The organism is Acinetobacter sp. EKM10A (genome assembly GCF_011075215.1).
Lineage (GTDB): Bacteria > Pseudomonadota > Gammaproteobacteria > Pseudomonadales > Moraxellaceae > Acinetobacter > Acinetobacter baumannii.
In genome coordinates, this window is record NZ_JAALLK010000008.1 from 15,658 (window position 1) to 34,826 (window position 19,169).

Sequence of the window (19,169 nt, forward strand, 5' to 3'; positions counted from 1 at the left end):
GATAAAAAAACACCCAAATTAGCTTTGGGTGTTAGATGTTTTATGAACTTAACGAATTACTTTAATAATTTTATGGCTTTGCTCATTTACGAGTACATAATTTCCGTTCACCTTATACCATTTTTGATAACGACCTGGCTTAGTCAATTTCTGGTGTGAGCGGTAGTCAATGACATAACGTGGATGTTGGTATTGATGCGGTACGACTTGGCCTGCACGCCAGATATTCGCATGGTCATCTTTATGAATGACTTTAACGGTTTTTGTCTCATAACCTTGGTGGTGATAATGGTCGTGAGGCGCAGCCATTGCTGTTGTTGCGATTAAACCACTCATTGAAAGAACAATTGCTGTTGTTATCTTTTTCATCGTAAACCTCGAATGATCTATTAAATTTCGATAATTGAAGATTAGTGAAAAATTACAGATAAATCGTGAAGGCGAAGAATAATAAATGTGAAAATTTTCTATGAAATAAGAAGAAATTTAGAAGATTTAAATTTTTATATCATATTGATATAAAAATAAAAAAAGGATAAAGCCGATCAGCTTCATCCTTTCCTACTAAGCGATAGTGAGGAGCTATCTATCTTAGAAACCGCGAATACTCACAATACTATTAGAGTCCGTGTCGACTAAAATATAGTCATTGTTAATTTTGTACCACTGCTGGTTACGATCCGGTTTAGGTAAGTTATTGTCTTTATAGTCGACTTTATAACCATTACCACGATAGTGCTGTGGCATCACATAACCTGGCTGCCAACGATGTTGTTTCAGACGCTCAAAGCCACGTTCCTCACGCATACGGCGTTCATCGCGAACACGATCACCATTATCGTCACGGTCAAATTTATGCCCACGATCATTCCATTCACCACGAGGTCCGCCTTTAGGACCTTTCGGGCCATGTCCTCGGTCAAAAGGAGGATCAGCAAAGCTTGCCATACTGGTGGTCAGTACAGTGATGCAAAGGGCTAAGATGGTGAACAACTTTTTCATGATGCATCCTCGTTTACATCTGATGTCTCTCATGTTGAATACTGTACGCGCAAAATGCAGAGAAACTGTGAAGATCATTTAATGCTTCAATTAAAATTACGGATAAATCCAGCGTTTTTCTCAATAATAAAAAAGGCTTGTATATATCTTTTCAGGTATAGCCAAGCCAGATGTGATGATCGGCTATAAATTATTTTAGCTTTTCATCTGTAATTATTTAATCCTGTGCATCAATACTTTGTCCATTGAGCGTTAAGCTATCTTCACCCATTAAATAAAGATAAGCTGGCATGATGGACTCAGGTGTTGGTAATGTTTTCGGATCTTCTTCAGGATAAGCTTTAGCACGCATGGCAGTACGTGTAGCCCCTGGGTTAATACAATTAAAGCGAATATTTGGATAAGTATGCTCAGCCGCAAAAATCTTGCTCACCGCTTCTATCGCGACTTTCGAGACAGAATACGCACCCCAGAGCGCGCGTGCCTCACGGCCTACACCTGAGCTGGTAAATACGACAGAAGCGTTTTCTGACTTTTGTAATAGCGGTAATAAAGCTTGGGTTAAAGCAAAAGGTGCACGTAAATTGACTGCCATCACATCATCCCATACTTCTGCTGGATAATGTGCAAGTTCTACTCGCTCACCCAAAATACCCGCATTATGCAAAATGCCATCCAGACGACCAAATTGTTTTTCTAGCGTACTTACTAAAAAGTCATAATCGCGATCGGAAGCACTCGAAAGCTGGAGGGGTAAAATAGCAGGCTGAGGTGCGCCTAAACCTTCAATTTCATCATAAATTACTTCAAGTTTATTTAAGGTTCTACCATGCAAGACTACAGTTGCACCATGTAAAGCATAACTGAGGGCCACAGCTCGCCCAATTCCATCACCAGCACCAGTGATTAAAATAATTCGATCTTTGAGTAGATCCGGACGAGGTTGATATTCTGAATATTTCATTGGTAAACCTCCTTCTTTTTATATTGATATAAGTAACCGTTAAAAAAGCTTATAAAACTCTTGTGTTAACTTATCATACGCTGATTTTCCTGTAGAGCAGGAAGCTTTTGACGTAACAACTCGTGTAATTCTGTCACCGTATTTACAATCGAATCGGCTTGCCAAGCGTTTAAATCATCCCGATGTTCGATAGGTAAATAGCCATAAGCTGCCAAGATGGTATACATATCAGCATTGCGGCCAGCATCGATATCACGTGGGTGATCCCCCACATAAATGATTTCATTTGCCGGGATATTTAACTGCTTTGCAGCCAAATACATTGGTTCCGGGTCTGGCTTGGTTTTAGAAACATCTTCAGGACATACCAAAACCGCACAGCGTTCCGTCAGGTTTAACTTTTCTAGAAGAGATTCACTTAAACCACGTGGTTTATTGGTGACAATACCCCACGGAATTTGCTGAGCTTCTAACTCTTCTAAAAGTGGATACATCCCTTCAAACAGGTCAGTATCGACAACTATATTATTGCCATACAAATCTAAAAAATTTTGTCGATGTGCCGAGAAAATTGGATTGGTCACATCCAGCTCTGGGTAGACCAATTTGACCATGGCACGGGCACCTTCAGACACTTGTGTACGAATAAGATCGGCTTCTACAACAGGGCGTCTTGCATCACGGCACATTTGTTGAATAATACGAATAAAGTCGGCAGCCGTATCGATGAGAGTGCCGTCTAAATCAAATAAAACAGCTTTCATCATGCACCTGTCTTTATTGTGTGAACCATATAGTTAACATCAACATTTGGTGCTAACCAATAACGCTTCGTAATTGGGTTGTAGTGCAAGCCTGTCATTTCTTTTAAAGTTAAGCCTGCATTACGAATGTCATGTGCCATTTCAGATGGGCGAATAAACTTGTGATAATCATGCGTACCTTTTGGCAGCATGCGCAGCACATATTCAGCACCAATAATGGCGAATAAATAAGATTTCGGGTTACGGTTGATGGTCGAGAAGAACACATGGCCACCTGGTTTAACCAAAGTCTGACATGCTTTCACAATGGATGCCGGGTCTGGAACATGTTCCATCATTTCCATACAAGTGACCACATCATATTGGCCTGCTTGTTCTTGCGCCAACTCTTCAACTGGAATTTGACGATATTCAATATTTTGAACATTTTCTTGTTGAGCATGCAAACGACCTACGGCTAAAGGTGCTTCACCCATATCAATGCCCAGTACATCTGCTCCACGACGTGCCATGCTTTCAGCCAAAATACCGCCGCCACAGCCGACATCAAGTACTTTTTTACCGGCAAGGCCACCTGCACGTTCATCAATCCAGTTCAAGCGTAAAGGATTGATTTGATGAAGTGGGCGAAATTCAGAATGTTGATCCCACCATTTGGCAGCAAGTGCTTCAAATTTTGCGATTTCTTGTAAATCAACATTCAATTGCGACATGGTGTCACCTCTAAACTTGGGTTATCTTTTTGATGTAGTTCGCCGTTAGTGTAGCGATTATTGGGAAAAAAGCGATAAACCCAATAAAAAACTTCACAGAAGCAAAACGAATTTAGCATATTTGTTTTATATTTAGGGCATAAGCTAATGCATAACAACTTAGAGGAAAAGCTGTAACAATGAAAAAATTGGTTTTGGGTGGTTTGAGTGCAGCAATTATGGCCGTATCGGGTAGTGCAATGGCAGCAGATTTTGTTGCTGGTAAAGACTACACCGTCATCGCCAATCCAGGCAAAGTGGAAGTACCGGGGAAAATCGAAGTTCGTGAGTTCTTTTGGTATGGCTGTCCGCACTGTTTTAAACTTGAACCACATATGCAAACGTGGTTAAAACAAATTCCGAGTGATGTACGTTTTGTGCGTACGCCAGCAGCCATGAACAAAGTATGGGAACAAGGGGCACGTACTTACTATACATCTGAGGCATTAGGTGTACGTAAGCGCACGCATTTACCATTATTCCATGCAATTCAGGTGAATGGTCAGCAGATTTTTGACCAGGCTTCTGCGGCTAAATTCTTTACTCGTTACGGTGTGCCTGAACAAAAATTTAATAGCACTTACAACTCATTTGCTGTAACTGCAAAAGTTGCCGAGTCAAATAAACTTGCTCAACAGTACCAATTAACAGGTGTTCCAGCAGTTGTCGTTAATGGTAAATATGTTGTACAGGGTGAAGATGGTAAAGTCACTCAAGTCCTTAATTACTTAATTGAAAAAGAACGTAAGGCAAAATAATAGTTTTTTGCTTTAAAAAGGGCTTCATAAGAAGCCCTTTTTTTATAAAATTTATTTCATAATCACGAAATAATTCAATTAATTTTGAGAAGTCTCGTCTTCAATCTGAAAATTTAGCGCATCAAAATTGGTGGTTTGGGTAGGTAGTGATAATGCTTGGTTAATATATAAATTAATTAATTTTTGGCGAGAACCAATCGAGCGCTGATAATAAGTCGAGTTTAAAAGCAACGATGCACCGTAAGTGAGTGACCAGATATAAGATAAATAGTCACGAATCGACATATCATAATTTAATGATTTTAAATAACTTTCTGTAATGTCTTTAATCGCTAGAATACGTTGTTGACGAACTTCATAAAGCTCTTCAAAAAGATGCTTCAACTTAGACTCTGTCATCGTCAGATTTTCTTCAAGTTGATGCAATAAAATCGTTTTTCCCGGTGTGAGCAAATGGTGGAGCATGTACCGTGGTGCATACTCTTTAAAATCAGTATTATATTTTTGAGAAATTTCTAAAATTTGTTTTTCATTTTGAATAATCAATTCAAGCAGAAGTTCATTTTTACTTCTAAAGTGCTTATAAAGCGTACCTTTTGCAATATCTAGCTCGGCCACTAATTCATCTAGAGTAATTTCCTGATTGTTTTCTAGTAACAATTTTTCTGCAACGCTTAGAATTTTTTCTTTGCGCATCAAAAACTGTGTATGACGATCAAGATTCATAGGTATTCCCACACCAGTTTGGCCTAACGAATAGTTTACTTCCTGTAAAAAGAAAAAGACTTTTCTCGAAATTTTCGCCTTTTTCTTTCACTCTTTACGTATTAACACATAACCTGTTTTTTGTCATTTGCCAGTTTTACCGTTCCCAGTTAGCAATACCTCTAAACAGTAAGCGAACTTGTGTAGACGCATTTTCAATAAACGCGGTTTGTTGCTGTTTAAGTTGCTCACCTTGATATTGTTTGGCGAGGTTGAGCCACGTCATTGCCCATGTAAATGACATATTGGTCAAAATGGTAGATAAGACATTTAAGTCTTGAGGATTTTGAATATGTTTAAAATTTTCGAGTTTAGTCAGATCTGTTGTGAGATCTTCAATCAAAAATTCAATTTCTCTAGCAATGGCTGCACGGACCGTTTCTGAACCACCCCAACGTTCAGCAATCATAAATTGCCACTGTTTAGGGCTATGGTTCACTGCCTGTACAAATAGTTCAATACTGGTTTGGGTTTTTGCAGACTTGTGCTGTAAATAACTCTGGCCAAGTTGATGTAAAACGCTTTTTAAATGTAGGGCAACTTGGTCAACCAACTCTTTCCCGAGTTCATCCATGTCTTGAAAATGACGATAGAACGCTGTTGGCACTAAACCCACTTCACGTGCAACTTCACGCAAACTGATACTACTGAACGAACGCCCAGACGTGCTCAGATGCAAGGCTGCATCGAGAAGTGCCTGATGACTTTGCTGTTTTCGTTCATCCCGTATCGACATTAAAAAAACCTATTTAAACCGTGAGCCAAAGTCTAACAAAAAAGAGCAAACTTTCATAAAAAAAATAGTGAACAAGTGTTGACTGAGTGAACACTTATAAATATAGTGTACATATGTTCACTATACGAACATGTGTTCACTCAAATAAATAGCCAGAAACAAAAGAGGAACGTATGAACGCAACACTTAACTATCAACCACATTGGGTTCGAGAAGATTTCGTTGATTTTGTTTTGCAGAAAATTAACGCGACTTGGGCTTGGAAAAGGGTACTTGCAGAAGTTACCGCTGTTCAGCCGCTTCATACCGATATGGTACTGATCAAGCTTAAACCAAATCGTAATTTTAATTTCGATCAGGTCCGCGCAGGTCAAAGTATTCTGCTGACTTTGCTCATCGATGGCGTTTACCAACAGCGTAGTTACTCGATTATTGAAGTGACTACTCAGGGTGAAATCGCTTTAGGTATTAAAGTACAAGGTTTGGTGTCTCGTGCAGCTCAACTATTACATGTGGGTGAGTGTGTTGAGATTTCACAGCCACAAGGTGATTTTATTTTGCATCAAGGCCAGCAGCCTGCCATCTTAATTGCGTCAGGAAGTGGCATTACTGCAATTTATTCACTCTTGCAGCAAGCTTTGAAACAGCAGCTTGAACAAATTCATGTCATTTATTTTAATCGTGCGGAAATTTTTCATGCTGAATTAAAAGCTTTGGCAGAACAGCACCCACAGCTTCAATATCACTTTTTTAATACCACCTCGCAAAAGCAGCATTTAACTGAAAGCTTACTGCAAAAGCTGGTTCCTGATTATGCGCAGACAGCAACTTATGTTTGTGGTCATCACGGCATGATGCAGCAGGCGAATGAAATTTATGCACAAAAAGGTGCTCAGTCGCAGCTTCATCAAGAATATTTCCAACCACTTCAAGTGAGTGGTACACATGCAGCGCATCCTGTTATTTTCCGCCGTGCTCAACACGAGTTTTTAGCTGAAACAAATTTACTGAGCAGTGCAGAGCAAGCCGGTTTACGCCCACAACATGGTTGCCGTATGGGTGTCTGCAATAAATGCAGCTGTACCAAAGTAAGTGGTGTTACTCAAAACCTGTTAACCGGTGAAATTGAAGACCAACCTAACCGTCCAATTAAACTATGCGTGAGCCAGGCATTAAGCCCAGTCACGATTGATCTATAAAAAGAATTAAAGAGGATTAACCTTATGAATATGGCATTAGAATTTTCTACTGTTTCTAAATCTGCTCATTTAACCCCTGAGCAAATTGAAGAATTTGGCCGCCGTGTTGAACAGATTCGTCAAGATGTTATGCAAAGCCTTGGTGAGCAAGATGCAAAATATATCTATAAAGTCCGTAACTTCGTTCGCTATACCGAAATCGTATCACGTGGCATGTTGATGTTTGGTGGCTGGATTCCTCCTGTCTGGTTATTGGGTACAGGTTTACTGGGTATTTCTAAAATTGTAGAAAACATGGAACTTGGTCATAACGTTATGCACGGTCAGTTTGACTGGTTAAATGAACCAAGTCTGAATGGTAATACCTATGATTGGGATACCATTGCCTCTGGTGATGACTGGCGTGAAACACACAACTATGTACACCACACCTATACCAATATTGTCGGCAAAGATCATGATGTCGGATATGGTATTTTGCGAGTAAGCGATCAACAGAAATGGGAACCTCGTCACCTATTTAATATTCCTCTGGCTCTACAGTTAATGTTTTTCTTTGAATGGTATGTAGGTGTACAAAATCTACATCTTGAAGATGCATTAGTTTATAAAACCAAAAGCTGGAAAAAGGTGTGGGAAGATGCGGCTAAGGTCCGTAAAAAAGCAACACGCCAAGTTTTAAAGGATTATGTGTTTTTCCCTGTGATCTCTGGTCCTATGTTTTTACCGGTTTTTGCAGGCAATGTAGTTGCTAATATTATTCGTAACTTGTGGTCATCTGCTGTGATTTTTAATGGTCACTTTACTGAAGATGCAGAAACGTTTGAGCCGGATAATACCGATACTGAAACTAAGGCAGAGTGGTACTTACGTCAGATTCGTGGTTCAAGTAATTTTAGTGGTACAGAATGGCTTCATTTTATGAGTGGTAATTTAAGCCATCAAATCGAACACCATTTATTCCCTGATATGCCTGCCAACCGCTATAAAGAAGTAGCACCGAAAATTAAGGCACTCTGTGCAGAATACGGCATTAACTACAATGAAGCTAATTTCATGCGTCAGTTCTGGAGTGTATGGGTGCGTTTAGCAAAATGCTCATTACCAAACCACACCACTGCAAAAGTGATGCAGACATTAGAAAAATTAAAAGCAAAATTCAAATTTGCCTAATAAATAGACCAATAAATAGCTCCTAAAAAGGGGCTATTTTTATTTTTAAGTCATGAAAAGTGCAGACTTACATTTGAAAGTAGGGAATAAACTCAACCTGTCAAAATCCTTTGCTATACTATGCCCAAGTTTGTATTTAAGAGAATTTAGGAAGGATTATGCGTATTGACCAACGTGCATTAGACCAATTACGTGAAGTGAAAATTACACGAAACTACACCCGTTATGCTGAAGGTTCTGTGCTGGTCGAATTTGGTCACACCAAAGTCCTTTGTACTGCAAGCATTGATAACTCAGTGCCACGCTTTCTAAAAGGCCAAGGTCAAGGCTGGGTAACAGCAGAATATGGCATGTTACCGCGCTCAACACACTCACGTTGTGACCGTGAAGCTGCTCGTGGTAAACAAACTGGTCGTACTCAAGAAATCCAACGTCTGATTGGCCGTAGCCTACGTGCGATGGTTGATTTGAAAAAGCTTGGTGAAAACACGATTACGATCGACTGCGATGTAATTCAGGCTGATGGTGGTACACGTACTGCTTCAATCACTGGTGCTGCTGTAGCATTGGTTGATGCGATGAATGTTTTACTTGCACAGAAAAAAATTAAGCAAGATCCGCTTAAAGGCTTAGTTGCTGCAATTTCTGTAGGTATGTATCAAGATGAAGTATTGCTTGATCTTTGCTATGAAGAAGACTCGAACTGTCAAACTGACTTAAATGTCGTGATGACACAAGCAGGTGAGTTTATTGAAATTCAAGGTACAGCTGAAGATAAACCGTTTACCCGTGCTCAGAGCAATGCCATGTTAGAAATGGCCGAAAAAGGAATTGCCGAGCTCATTAAAAAGCAACAAGAAGCTTTAGGCTGGTAAGTTTAAGTTTTCTAAAAAACGCATCTTTGGATGCGTTTTTTTATGCCTTCATCAAATCGACATAAAAACATCACTTGCCTGTCACCTTTTCGCTTTATTAGTAGTTCGCATTTAAACCGTTTGGAAAAAACCAATGCGAAAACTTTCAATTTTATTAATTACATCTTTAGCACTCATGCTCAGTGCTTGTAACGATGATAACGACTCAGATAATTCATCGCCAACAACACCGCCTACCAGTAATTGCAAAATGCACTGTGCACCATAATAAGAACTCAGGATAGAAACTAATGAATCGTCGCGAATTTCTTTTAAATTCTACAAAAACAATGTTTGGGACCGCTGCTCTGGCGAGTTTCCCGCTGAGTATTCAAAAAGCGTTAGCAATTGACGCCAAAGTTGAAAGTGGAACTATTCAAGATGTTAAACACATCGTGATTTTGACTCAGGAAAACCGTTCATTTGATAATTACTTTGGAACACTAAAAGGTGTACGTGGCTTTGGTGACCGTTTTACCATTCCAATGACGGAAAGCCGAAAGGTTTGGGAACAATATGATGCGAATAAAAAGAAAGTATTGCCTTACCATTTAGATAGTCGTTTAGGAAATGCTCAGCGTGTTTCAGGTACACCTCACTCATGGTCTGATGGCCAAGCAGCTTGGGACAATGGTCGTATGAGTGATTGGGTCGCTTATAAAAAACCACAGTCGATGGGCTACTACAAAAAACAAGAAGTCGAATATCAATTTGCCTTAGCCAACGCTTTTACGATTTGTGATGCCTACCACTGTGCTATGCATGCAGGGACTAACCCGAACCGTAAGTTTATTTGGACTGGAACGAATGGACCTACAGGCGCAGGTGTTGCCAGTGTGGTCAATGAATTTGATGGAATTGGCCCATCAACAGAAGGTTATGAGTGGACGACGTATCCTGAGCGACTACAGCAGGCTGGCGTGACATGGAAAGTTTATCAAAACATGCCGGATAACTTTACCGATAACCCTTTAGCTGGTTTCAAGCAATATCGCCGTGCAAACGAGCAATCTGGTCAGCCTGTCAGTAACGACACGCCAATATGCCCAGCATATGATGAAAAGATTGATGCGACCCAACCACTTTACAAAGGTATTGCCAATACCATGCCGGACGGTGGTTTTTTAGGAACTTTTAAAGCTGATATCGCCCAAGGTAAATTACCGCAAGTGAGTTGGTTAGTTGCTCCAGCGACCTACAGTGAGCATCCGGGACCATCGAGTCCTGTACAGGGCGCTTGGTATATTCAGGAAGTATTAAATGCTTTAACTGAAAACCCTCAAGTGTGGAGCCAAACCGTTTTATTGGTGAACTTCGATGAAAATGACGGTTTCTTTGACCATGTCCCTTCACCAAGTGCACCGTCTAAAGATATAAACGGTGTTGTATATGGAAAAACTACTTTAACGGACCAACAAGTATCTTTTGAATACTTTAACCATCCAGCAGTAGCGACTTCAAAATCTCAACCTAAGCCAGATGGTCGAGTGTATGGTCCGGGTGTACGTGTTCCAATGTATGTGATTTCGCCGTGGAGCCGTGGAGGATGGGTAAATTCTCAAGTCTTTGATCATACTTCTATTTTACAATTCTTAGAAAAACGTTTTGGTGTGCAAGAACCTAACATTAGCCCATACCGCCGTGCTGTATGTGGTGATTTAACAACGGCATTTAATTTTAAAACACCGAATCTTTTGCCTGTTGCTGAACTAGATGGGAAGAAAACAAAAGCCGAAGCCGATGCGATTCGTGTCGCTCAAGCTTTATTGCCCCAAGTTCCTGTTCCGAGCCAGCAACAATTTCCTCAGCAGGAAATGGGAATTCGACCATCGCGTGCTTTACCTTATATTTTGCACACCAGTGCCAAAGTCGATGTCACTCAAAAAACGGTTAAGCTGATGTTCTCCAATACGGGTAAACAGGCAGCCGTTTTCCATGTCTATAACCGATTAGATCTAACAGCAATTCCACGCCGTTATATGGTTGAGGCGGGCAAACAGCTTGATGACGTGTGGAATACTATCAATGGACAGTATGATTTATGGGTACTTGGACCAAATGGTTTTCACCGTGCGTTTAAAGGTAATTTAAGTCAAGCTAATCAGACTCAAGCATTACCGGAAATTAGAGTATGTGTAGAAGAATGTGATGCGAATTTATATTTAAAAGTGCGTCATGATGGTAATAAGTCAGTCAAGCTCACTGTCAAGGCAAATGCTTATCTACCAAACAAGACATGGATGATAGAAACTAATAGTTCTGAAAAAGAACTGGTTTGGGATATGTCTGAATTTGGTGGTTGGTATGATTTTACAGTGACATTAGCGGACGATGCGACGTTTAGTCGCCGTTTTGCAGGGCGTATAGAAACTCAAGAAGATTCAATTTCTGATCCATATATGGGATATTTAGAGTCTTAGGTTGGTAGGTTATTTTCCTTAATGAAGGTATTGAAATTTATTCCTCATTAACTGGTGCTAAAAGTCATCTGCAACCTGTCTATAATCTATAAGGATCTTATTTTTGCAACAAAATAGGATAGAGGATGAAAGTGGACAGGTTTTGCAGATGACAATGCCTTTGGTTACTTTGGGCAAAACCAAAGTAACAGAATGAGCTGTTGGCAAAAAAATTCTAAGCGGTAAGACTCTGCCGCGTAGGCCGAATAGAGAAACGAGATATCCACATCACGATAGTAAATAAAGGGAATAGGATGTTTATATAAAATACTATGGGGGAAGATGCTGTCGTATAGATGAATAATAAAAATAAAGGCTTACCTTTTGTAACAGAATCTCCTAAGCCTGGTCATATTTATCTTTTACCTTGAAACCCTAAATTTTTTAAAAGTGATGGGGAAAACTTATGCTACAAGGTTTTATTGTATTATTAGCAGTAGTTACTTTTGTTTTAATGGCTGCCGATCCACGGGATAGTGGGGCACAAGCGACTCAGTCAGCATGGCAAAAAACACAAGCGGCAGACATGACCAAGTCGCAAAAAAATACCAATAATGATGCTGATTTTATTTAGGCATTAAAACGCATTGATAAATCAACGGCTTTGACATCTTTAGTCAACACGCCCATAGAAATATAGTCGACACCAGTAGTCGCTACTTCGCGTAAGTTTTCAATAGTGATATTGCCCGAAGCTTCGAGTTTACAGCGACCCGCCACGTGTTTTACAGCATCAATCATTTGTTGTTGGCTAAAGTTGTCGAGCATGACAATGTCCGCACCTGCTTCAAGCGCTTGGTTTAGCTCATCCCAAGTTTCAACTTCGACTTCAACAGGTTTACCCGGCGCAATTTGATGTGCTTTTGCAATCGCTTGGGCAATACCGCCCGCTGCCATAATATGATTTTCTTTAATTAAGAATGCATCAAATAAACCGAGGCGGTGATTTTGTCCGCCACCGACGGTTACGGCGTATTTTTGTGCAATACGTAAGCCCGGTAAAGTTTTACGTGTATCGAGAAGCTTTGTGTTTAAACCTTCAAGATGCTGAACATATTCAGCAGTTTTTGTTGCAACAGCCGATAATGTTTGAATAAAGTTTAAAGCAGGGCGCTCTACAGTCAGTAAGCTACGTGCAGAACCAGCAAGCTTTAAAAAGGCTTCATTTGCAGCAACACGGTCACCTTCTTGTTTTAACCAAGTCACCTGTACAGTGTTGTCATACGCTGAGATGAGCGCATTCACCCACGGCTGTCCAGCTAAAACCATATCTTCACGGCTGATGATAGTTGCGGTAGCTTGTTCATCTTCAGGTGTGAGCATGGCGGTAATGTCACCGTCCCCAATATCTTCTTGTAATGCTTGTTGAATATTGATTTGAATTGACTGTTCAAGCAAAGACTGAGGTATGCTCATACGGTTTCCATTTTGTCGATGACCCTAAAACTTGCGATATATTAGCACCGTCGACTTTAAAAATAAGCTGTTTTATCAGATTAATCGCGATAAACAATCATGCTGACTACTCTGAAAAGCAATTAACTGTTTTAAACTAAAACAATTGGCAAGCAATTTATTGGCATCTCAATGAAGCAAATCACACCGTATGAAGTTATAAATGGACAATTAAAAGGGGCGAGACAAGTACCTTCTCCAAATTTTAACCAGCGTCCCGCTGGTACCGAAATACAAATGATTGTGGTTCATAATATAAGCTTGCCGCCTTCTCAGTTTGGGGGAGGCTATATTGAACAGTTTTTCCAGAATAAATTAGATTGGTCCGTTCATCCCTATTTTCAGACTATTGAAGGTATGCAAGTCTCTACACACCTGTTAATTTTACGAACAGGTGAAGTCCTACAGTTTGTTAACTTTAATGATCGTGCATGGCATGCAGGGCGTTCAAGCTACTTAGCCAAAGTTGAATGCAATGATTATTCAATTGGTATTGAGCTTGAAGGAAGTGATGATTTACCTTTTGAAGACGTACAATATGAAGTGCTAACTGACGTTGTTACTGCTATTCGTCAGGCCTATCCTGAAATTAAAAACCATATTGCAGGGCATTCAGACATTGCACCGGGCCGAAAAACCGATCCGGGACCTTATTTTAAATGGCAGCACTTTAGGCAGTTGTTAGCACAGAAAAAAACTTGAGTTCATTCATCATTTCACAACGAAAAGATTTTCTAGTTTCATTACAATAGCGACTTTCGAATATAGCTGTAGGTGAGTACGATGGCATTATGGCGATCGACTTTTATTGTCAGTGCGATGACGATGTTGTCACGGGTATTGGGCTTAGTACGAGATGTCGTATTGCTCAACGTGTTTGGTGCGGGTAAAGATTTCGATACCTTCGTTGTGGCTTTTCGTATTCCCAACTTCTTTCGACGGTTGTTTGCCGAAGGGGCTTTTTCACAGGCTTTTATTCCGGTATTGACCGAATATAAAACAGGTCGTGCGCATGCAGAAGTTCAAATCCTGATTAGTCGGGTATTTGGCTGTTTGCTGACAGTCATGACTTTACTGACTTTCGTGGCTATGGTTTTAGCTCCAGCAATTATCTATATGTATGCGCCGGGCTTCCATAATGACCCTGAAAAGTTTGATTTAGCGGTCAGTATGTTCCGTCTGACCATTCCCTATTTAATGTTTATGTCGCTTACGGCTTTTGCCAGTAGCATCTTAAACAGTTATGGCTCGTTTGCCTCGCCAGCTTTTTCACCTGTTTTACTGAACGTAGCAATGATTGCAGGGGCTTGGTGGCTTACACCGTATATGGCTGAGCCAATCAAAGCTTTAGGTTGGTCAGTTGTTGCGGCTGGTATTTTACAGTTAGCGATACAAATTCCTGAGTTATGGCGTAAAAACTTACTGATCCCACCGAAAGTTGATTTTAAACATGAAGGTGTAGAACGTATTTTAAAATTAATGCTTCCAGCATTATTTGGTGTATCTGTGACTCAGATTAACCTATTGCTAAATACGATTTGGGCATCTTTCATGCAAGATGGTTCAGTGTCTTGGCTCTACAGTGCCGAACGTATGACCGAGTTACCTTTAGGATTAATCGGTGTTGCGATTGGTACAGTGATTTTACCTTCACTGTCAGCACGTCATGCTGAACAAGACCAAGCGAAGTTTCGTAGCATGATTGATTGGGCAGCGAAAGTGATTGTATTGGTGGGGTTACCAGCAAGTATTGCTTTATTTATGCTTTCTACACCGATTATTCAGGCATTGTTCCAACGCGGTGAGTTTGATTTACGCGATACACAAATGACAGCACTCGCATTGCAGTGTATGAGCGCTGGTGTAATTTCCTTTATGTTAATTAAAGTATTTGCACCAGGTTTCTATGCGCAGCAAGATACAAAAACACCAGTGCGTGTGGGTTTAATGTCGGTTGCAGCTAATGCGATTTTAAACGTTGTATTCATTGGATTCTTTAAACTAATCAATTGGCATGCAGAGCATATGGCGCTTGCTTTAGCCTCCTCTGGTTCAGCTTTAGTAAATGCAGGTTTGCTCTATTTTTATCTGCATAAGCGTAATATTTTCCGATTTGGTGCACATTGGAAAAAACTGGCACTTCAATATGGCTTGGCCAACCTTGCGATGATTGCAGCGCTTTGGTTCGGGCTAAATTGGTATAACGGTGAACTCTCTCAATGGATTCGTGTTGCAGAGGTAGTAGGTTTATGCGTTGTAGGTGTAATCGCTTACTTAATTGGCTTATTACTGACAGGCTTTAGACCGAGAGATTTAAAACACTAAAATAAAAAGCGATCAATTTAGATCGCTTTTTTTATCTTCGAAAATTATTTTGGCAAAACTTGTAGCAACTCAATATCAAAAATTAAAGTGCTATTTGGACCAATACTATCCCCAGCGCCAACTTCACCATAAGCAAGTTTTGCTGGAATGAAGAAACGGGTTTTACCGCCTTCTTTCATAGTTTGTAAGCCTTCAGTCCATCCGGCGATCACTTGATTTAACTGGAAATCAACAGGGTGATTACGTGCAATTGAGCTATCAAATACAGTTCCGTCGAGTAAACGTCCTTCATAGTTTACTTTTACACGAGAGGTGGCTTTAGGTGTTTTACCAGAGCCTTCTTTTAATACCTGATATTGCAGACCTGATTTAGTCGTAACCACACCAGATTTTTTAGCATTTTCTGCCAGAAAAGCTGCACCAGCCTGAGCGTTTTGTTGACCTTGTTTTTGAAATTCGACTAGCTGTTTAGCTTCTAATGTTTTTTTATAATCATTAATTGCTTTCGCCATTTCTTCATCAGTTAGGCGTGCTGTCTTATTTTGAGCACCTTCTTGTAAACCTTGGTAAAAAATATCAAGATTTAAATCTGTTAATGCATCAGTATTATTACGGCCCATTAAATAACCATAACTATAACTAAACTGATCTTTCGCCGGACTTTTATTTGTTATCGGTGCAGCAGCAAAAACAGATAAACTCATTGTTGACGCTGCAATAACCAAACTGATTTTTTTCATGTCATTTTCCAAAAAAACAGGAGAGTATAACGACTCTCCTGGATTGTTATTATTTCACTGAAATGAGTTCTACATCAAAAATCAGTGTACTGTTTGCTGGAATTCCAGGAAGCTCTTGTGGGCCATATGCAAGATTTGATGGTATGAAGAAAGTCGCTTTTCCACCTTCTTTCATGAGTTGAAGACCTTCAGTCCAACCCGGAATGACCTGATTAAGCGGGAATTCTACTGGTTGACCACGCTTATAAGAACTATCGAAAACCTGTCCATTAATTAAGCGGCCTTCATAATGTACTTTAACAATAGACTGAGCAGTTGGCTGTTTACCAGTACCTTCTTTAGTAATGATATATTGCAAACCTGATGCAGTGGTTTTTACGCCAGCTTTCGTTTTGTTTTCTGCAAGGAACTGTGCATCTGCAGAGTCAGTAGCTGTACCCGCTTGCTCAGGTTTGTCTTGATGCTGCATTTTTTGTTGTAACTCTTTTTCATAAGCAGCAACGGCAGCTTTTAAATCTTCTTGAGTATAAGCACTAGGCTGCTTATTACGCGCATCATGGATCCCTTGAACAAATGCTTTGGTATCCAGCTCAGGAGGGGTTTGTTGAGCAACTTCATACCCAAGAACATAACTGATTTTTTGAATTGGAGAAGCATTTTTGTCTGCTTTACGTCCGACTTCTGTGGTCGGATGTTGAGTTGCATAATATACAGGTACAAGTGCAGCACCGCCTAAAACTACAGCGACAGCAATGGGTAAGGCTTTACTCATAAAGGGTTCCAAAAATAATCATTTGAGTCTAAAAGGCTGCTTCGATCTTAGCATGCTTCGACTTAAGCATAGAATGTTTAACAAAAAAAACGAGTGGTTTTTTATATATTTTAGTTAGTTTTAATGTGGCAAAACTTAAAAAGCAAATAAAAAACCGGATCATTTGATCCGGTTTTTATGAAGAGTTTTAATTAGTCTTCTTTTTGTGCCTTATAGGCATAAGCATAGTTATAGCCATAACCATAGCCAGCGCTAGCACGTTGAATATCATTGAGAATAAAGCCGTTGACTTTAACACCCGCTTGTTCAAAACGATTAACAGTTAGTTCAAGCTCTTTCATTTGTGACTTGGCGTAGCGTGCAACAATTAAGTTCACACCAGTATATTGCGAAATAATAATACCATCGGTTACTGCAAGTACTGGTGGAGTATCAATAATGATGTGGTCGTATTGGCTTTGTAGCTGCTCAAGTAATTCCTTAAACTGATTTGAGCTTAAAATCTCTGAAGGATTTGTTGGGCTCTTACCACGAGTGATCACATCTAGATTGGCTACCTGAGTTTTGTGCAATACTTTTTGTAAATCAGTTTGTCCACTTAAAAGTTCTGATAGGCCTGGTTTTACATCAACATCGAAATATTTATGCATATAACCACGGCGCATATCGGCATCGATCAATAGTACTCGTTTATCTCCTTGTGCAAAAATAGTCGCCAAGTTAGTTGAAATAAACGATTTACCTACTTCAGGAGAGGGGCCTGCAATCATAATGATATTATTTTTTGCATTTGCTAATGCAAAGTGAATAGCTGTACGGATACTACGTAAGCTCTCAATGGCAATATCATCACTGTTTTTAACCGCAAGAATAGGAATACTCTTCTTCTTCTTTAAAATCTTGATGCGGCTTTCTTGAATTGGAGAACGAGGAACGGTTGCATAAACTGGTAAATCCAATTCATTTTCAATTTGGCCAGAATCTTTAATACCTGTACGTAACATATTACGTAATAAGGCTATTAGAGCTCCAAGAAAACCACCTACAAATACCGATAAAATAAGAACTAACAGTTTTTTAGGTTTAATTGGTTCAACTGGCTCAACTGCAGTGTCGACAATACGTACATTACCAATTTCACCGGCTTTGGCAATACGAAGTTGTTGGTATGAATTTAAAAGAGCTGTATAGAGCTGTGTCTTAACTTCAACTTCACGATAAAGCTGTAAATACTGGCGTTGAACATCGGGTAATTGTTTTAAAGTACTATTAAGTTCACCAATTTGCTTATTAATCGCAGCGAGCTGGCCATTAATTTCACGCATTGCCGGATGCTCAGCCGTATATTTAGCTGCCATTTCCGCTTGTTTTTGCTCAAGTTCTGCTTTTTTAGTTTCCAAAGTAATACTTTGAGTTAAATACAGCTCAGATTCCTTAGTCACATCAACTGTATTGTATTGCTGACGGAATTTATTAAATTGACGCTCTGCATCATCTAGCTGTTTTTTCAGGTCAGGTAGTTGTTCATCCAAAAATTTTAAGGTTTGAGCAGATTCTGCCGAACGACGCTCAATATTTTGTGCACTATAAGTCGCTAAAATAGCGTTTAAAACTTTAGTGATATGTTCTTTGTCTTGCCCTTGGTAACTTAGACCTAAAACCCCAGTAAGTTTACCACGTTCGGCCACAGCATAATTCGCACTAATAGCATTTACAGCAATAGGTAAAGATAAACTTTTAATATTATAGGTCGCGTCAAATTGATCTTTTGTAAAGATAGCAACTTTCCATAAACCATGAGGACCAGCAACGTGATTAACTTGGTTTAATGGAACAGTTAAGATGACTTCTTCAGTATCTGGGTTTGTTAAACGTAAAGATTGTTTATCAAAATCAAGAAGTAAGTTCTTATCTAGGTAATAAGTAGGAATCTCAAACTGACGGATATCAAAACTTTTTAAGCCATCCTTAAAAATGACTGATTTCGTAGTATATTCAGTTTTATAGTCAGTATCACTCAATAAGCGATGGGTAAGCGTATTTTCAGTGCTAGAGACCTGTATATTAAGATGTAAATCCTTAATAACAGAACCTAAAACCAGACGTGATTTTAAAATTTCTATTTCTGCCTGAGCTGGTGATTTTTGCTCGATCATTTGTGATAAATCACCTAAAAGCGCAGCAGAAGCCCCTTTACTATCCTCAACCTGAACCAAAGCATCTACCGAATAGGTATCTGGCGTTACACGTAAATAGAGTAGGGCACATACAACGCTTAAAATAACGCATAGAGCAATGAGTTTCCACTGAGCAATCAATGAAAAAAACAGTTCTTTTAAGTCAATTGTATCTTCGGTATTAGTATTCTGTTGGTTCATATGCTTAAAAATC

General features: G+C 39.6%; 20 protein-coding genes. 9 read left to right on the plus strand and 11 right to left on the minus strand.

Going from position 1 to position 19,169, the window contains the following annotated elements:
* Positions 1 to 48: 48 nt before the first annotated feature.
* From G9371_RS11590 to ubiG, 5 genes are all read right to left on the minus strand, one after another.
* On the minus strand, positions 49 to 369 hold the full coding sequence (locus G9371_RS11590; RefSeq protein WP_000724539.1) for an RcnB family protein: 321 nt from the start codon (positions 367 to 369) through the stop codon (positions 49 to 51).
* A gap of 222 nt (positions 370 to 591) precedes the next feature.
* Positions 592 to 1,002, minus strand: coding sequence for an RcnB family protein (locus G9371_RS11595; RefSeq protein ID WP_000732887.1), 411 nt, complete (start codon positions 1,000 to 1,002; stop codon positions 592 to 594).
* Between the two features lie 217 nt (positions 1,003 to 1,219).
* Entirely contained in the window at positions 1,220 to 1,966 is a 747-nt protein-coding gene (locus tag G9371_RS11600) for a YciK family oxidoreductase (RefSeq protein WP_029424620.1), read from the minus strand.
* Positions 1,967 to 2,031: 65 nt separating this feature from the next.
* Positions 2,032 to 2,733 (minus strand): HAD family hydrolase, encoded by a 702-nt coding sequence (locus tag G9371_RS11605; protein WP_086221555.1) that lies wholly within the window; start codon positions 2,731 to 2,733, stop codon positions 2,032 to 2,034.
* Complete coding sequence (ubiG, locus tag G9371_RS11610; protein ID WP_000080757.1) at positions 2,730 to 3,443, minus strand: bifunctional 2-polyprenyl-6-hydroxyphenol methylase/3-demethylubiquinol 3-O-methyltransferase UbiG; 714 nt, start codon at positions 3,441 to 3,443, stop codon at positions 2,730 to 2,732. The genes G9371_RS11605 and ubiG overlap by 4 nt, the downstream gene beginning before the upstream one ends.
* A gap of 179 nt (positions 3,444 to 3,622) precedes the next feature.
* On the opposite strand from ubiG, the gene G9371_RS11615 reads away from it, so the two are divergent.
* Positions 3,623 to 4,240, plus strand: coding sequence for a thiol:disulfide interchange protein DsbA/DsbL (locus tag G9371_RS11615; protein WP_000737567.1), 618 nt, complete (start codon positions 3,623 to 3,625; stop codon positions 4,238 to 4,240).
* A gap of 78 nt (positions 4,241 to 4,318) precedes the next feature.
* On the opposite strand, the gene G9371_RS11620 is transcribed toward G9371_RS11615, so the two are convergent.
* Complete coding sequence (locus G9371_RS11620) at positions 4,319 to 4,966, minus strand: TetR/AcrR family transcriptional regulator (protein WP_001047028.1); 648 nt, start codon at positions 4,964 to 4,966, stop codon at positions 4,319 to 4,321.
* 136 nt (positions 4,967 to 5,102) lie between these two features.
* Positions 5,103 to 5,741 carry a TetR family transcriptional regulator gene (locus G9371_RS11625; RefSeq protein ID WP_165471272.1) on the minus strand — a complete coding sequence of 213 codons (639 nt, stop codon included), beginning with the start codon at positions 5,739 to 5,741 and terminating at the stop codon, positions 5,103 to 5,105.
* 173 nt (positions 5,742 to 5,914) lie between these two features.
* Here G9371_RS11625 and G9371_RS11630 point away from each other — a divergent pair, with 173 nt between their 5' ends.
* The 6 genes from G9371_RS11630 (at position 5,915) to G9371_RS11650 (ending at position 12,060) form a co-directional block, all read left to right on the plus strand.
* Positions 5,915 to 6,940, plus strand: coding sequence for a ferredoxin reductase (locus G9371_RS11630; protein WP_029424618.1), 1,026 nt, complete (start codon positions 5,915 to 5,917; stop codon positions 6,938 to 6,940).
* 30 nt (positions 6,941 to 6,970) lie between these two features.
* A complete protein-coding gene (locus tag G9371_RS11635) occupies positions 6,971 to 8,113 on the plus strand; it encodes a fatty acid desaturase family protein (protein WP_086221562.1) in 1,143 nt (380 codons plus the stop codon).
* Positions 8,114 to 8,271: 158 nt separating this feature from the next.
* The gene (rph, locus tag G9371_RS11640; protein ID WP_001217232.1) at positions 8,272 to 8,988 is read left to right on the plus strand and encodes a ribonuclease PH; all 717 of its coding nucleotides are present in this window, start codon (positions 8,272 to 8,274) and stop codon (positions 8,986 to 8,988) included.
* 133 nt (positions 8,989 to 9,121) lie between these two features.
* Positions 9,122 to 9,256: a hypothetical protein gene (locus tag G9371_RS19350; protein ID WP_254974790.1), complete on the plus strand. Its 135-nt coding sequence runs from the start codon at positions 9,122 to 9,124 to the stop codon at positions 9,254 to 9,256.
* Positions 9,257 to 9,278: 22 nt separating this feature from the next.
* Positions 9,279 to 11,447, plus strand: a complete 2,169-nt coding sequence (locus tag G9371_RS11645) for a phosphocholine-specific phospholipase C (protein ID WP_029424616.1) — start codon at positions 9,279 to 9,281, stop codon at positions 11,445 to 11,447.
* Between the two features lie 445 nt (positions 11,448 to 11,892).
* Entirely contained in the window at positions 11,893 to 12,060 is a 168-nt protein-coding gene (locus G9371_RS11650) for a hypothetical protein (protein ID WP_000938939.1), read from the plus strand.
* On the opposite strand, the gene nadC is transcribed toward G9371_RS11650, so the two are convergent.
* Positions 12,057 to 12,902, minus strand: coding sequence for a carboxylating nicotinate-nucleotide diphosphorylase (gene nadC, locus G9371_RS11655; RefSeq protein WP_000026927.1), 846 nt, complete (start codon positions 12,900 to 12,902; stop codon positions 12,057 to 12,059). The two genes, G9371_RS11650 and nadC, sit on opposite strands and share 4 nt — an antisense overlap.
* A gap of 171 nt (positions 12,903 to 13,073) precedes the next feature.
* Here nadC and ampD point away from each other — a divergent pair, with 171 nt between their 5' ends.
* Both ampD and murJ read left to right on the plus strand, forming a co-directional pair.
* A complete protein-coding gene (gene ampD, locus G9371_RS11660) occupies positions 13,074 to 13,643 on the plus strand; it encodes a 1,6-anhydro-N-acetylmuramyl-L-alanine amidase AmpD (protein WP_000810015.1) in 570 nt (189 codons plus the stop codon).
* Positions 13,644 to 13,715: 72 nt separating this feature from the next.
* Positions 13,716 to 15,266, plus strand: coding sequence for a murein biosynthesis integral membrane protein MurJ (gene murJ, locus G9371_RS11665; protein ID WP_169538965.1), 1,551 nt, complete (start codon positions 13,716 to 13,718; stop codon positions 15,264 to 15,266).
* A gap of 44 nt (positions 15,267 to 15,310) precedes the next feature.
* Here murJ and G9371_RS11670 read toward each other — a convergent pair whose 3' ends face one another.
* The 3 genes from G9371_RS11670 to G9371_RS11680 all read right to left on the minus strand — a co-directional run bounded on the left by G9371_RS11670 (position 15,311) and on the right by G9371_RS11680 (position 19,156).
* Positions 15,311 to 16,006, minus strand: a complete 696-nt coding sequence (locus G9371_RS11670; protein WP_000724221.1) for an FKBP-type peptidyl-prolyl cis-trans isomerase — start codon at positions 16,004 to 16,006, stop codon at positions 15,311 to 15,313.
* 49 nt (positions 16,007 to 16,055) lie between these two features.
* Positions 16,056 to 16,778, minus strand: coding sequence for an FKBP-type peptidyl-prolyl cis-trans isomerase (locus G9371_RS11675; RefSeq protein WP_000030402.1), 723 nt, complete (start codon positions 16,776 to 16,778; stop codon positions 16,056 to 16,058).
* 191 nt (positions 16,779 to 16,969) lie between these two features.
* Complete coding sequence (locus G9371_RS11680; RefSeq protein ID WP_057690555.1) at positions 16,970 to 19,156, minus strand: polysaccharide biosynthesis tyrosine autokinase; 2,187 nt, start codon at positions 19,154 to 19,156, stop codon at positions 16,970 to 16,972.
* Between the last annotated feature and the right edge of the window lie 13 nt (positions 19,157 to 19,169).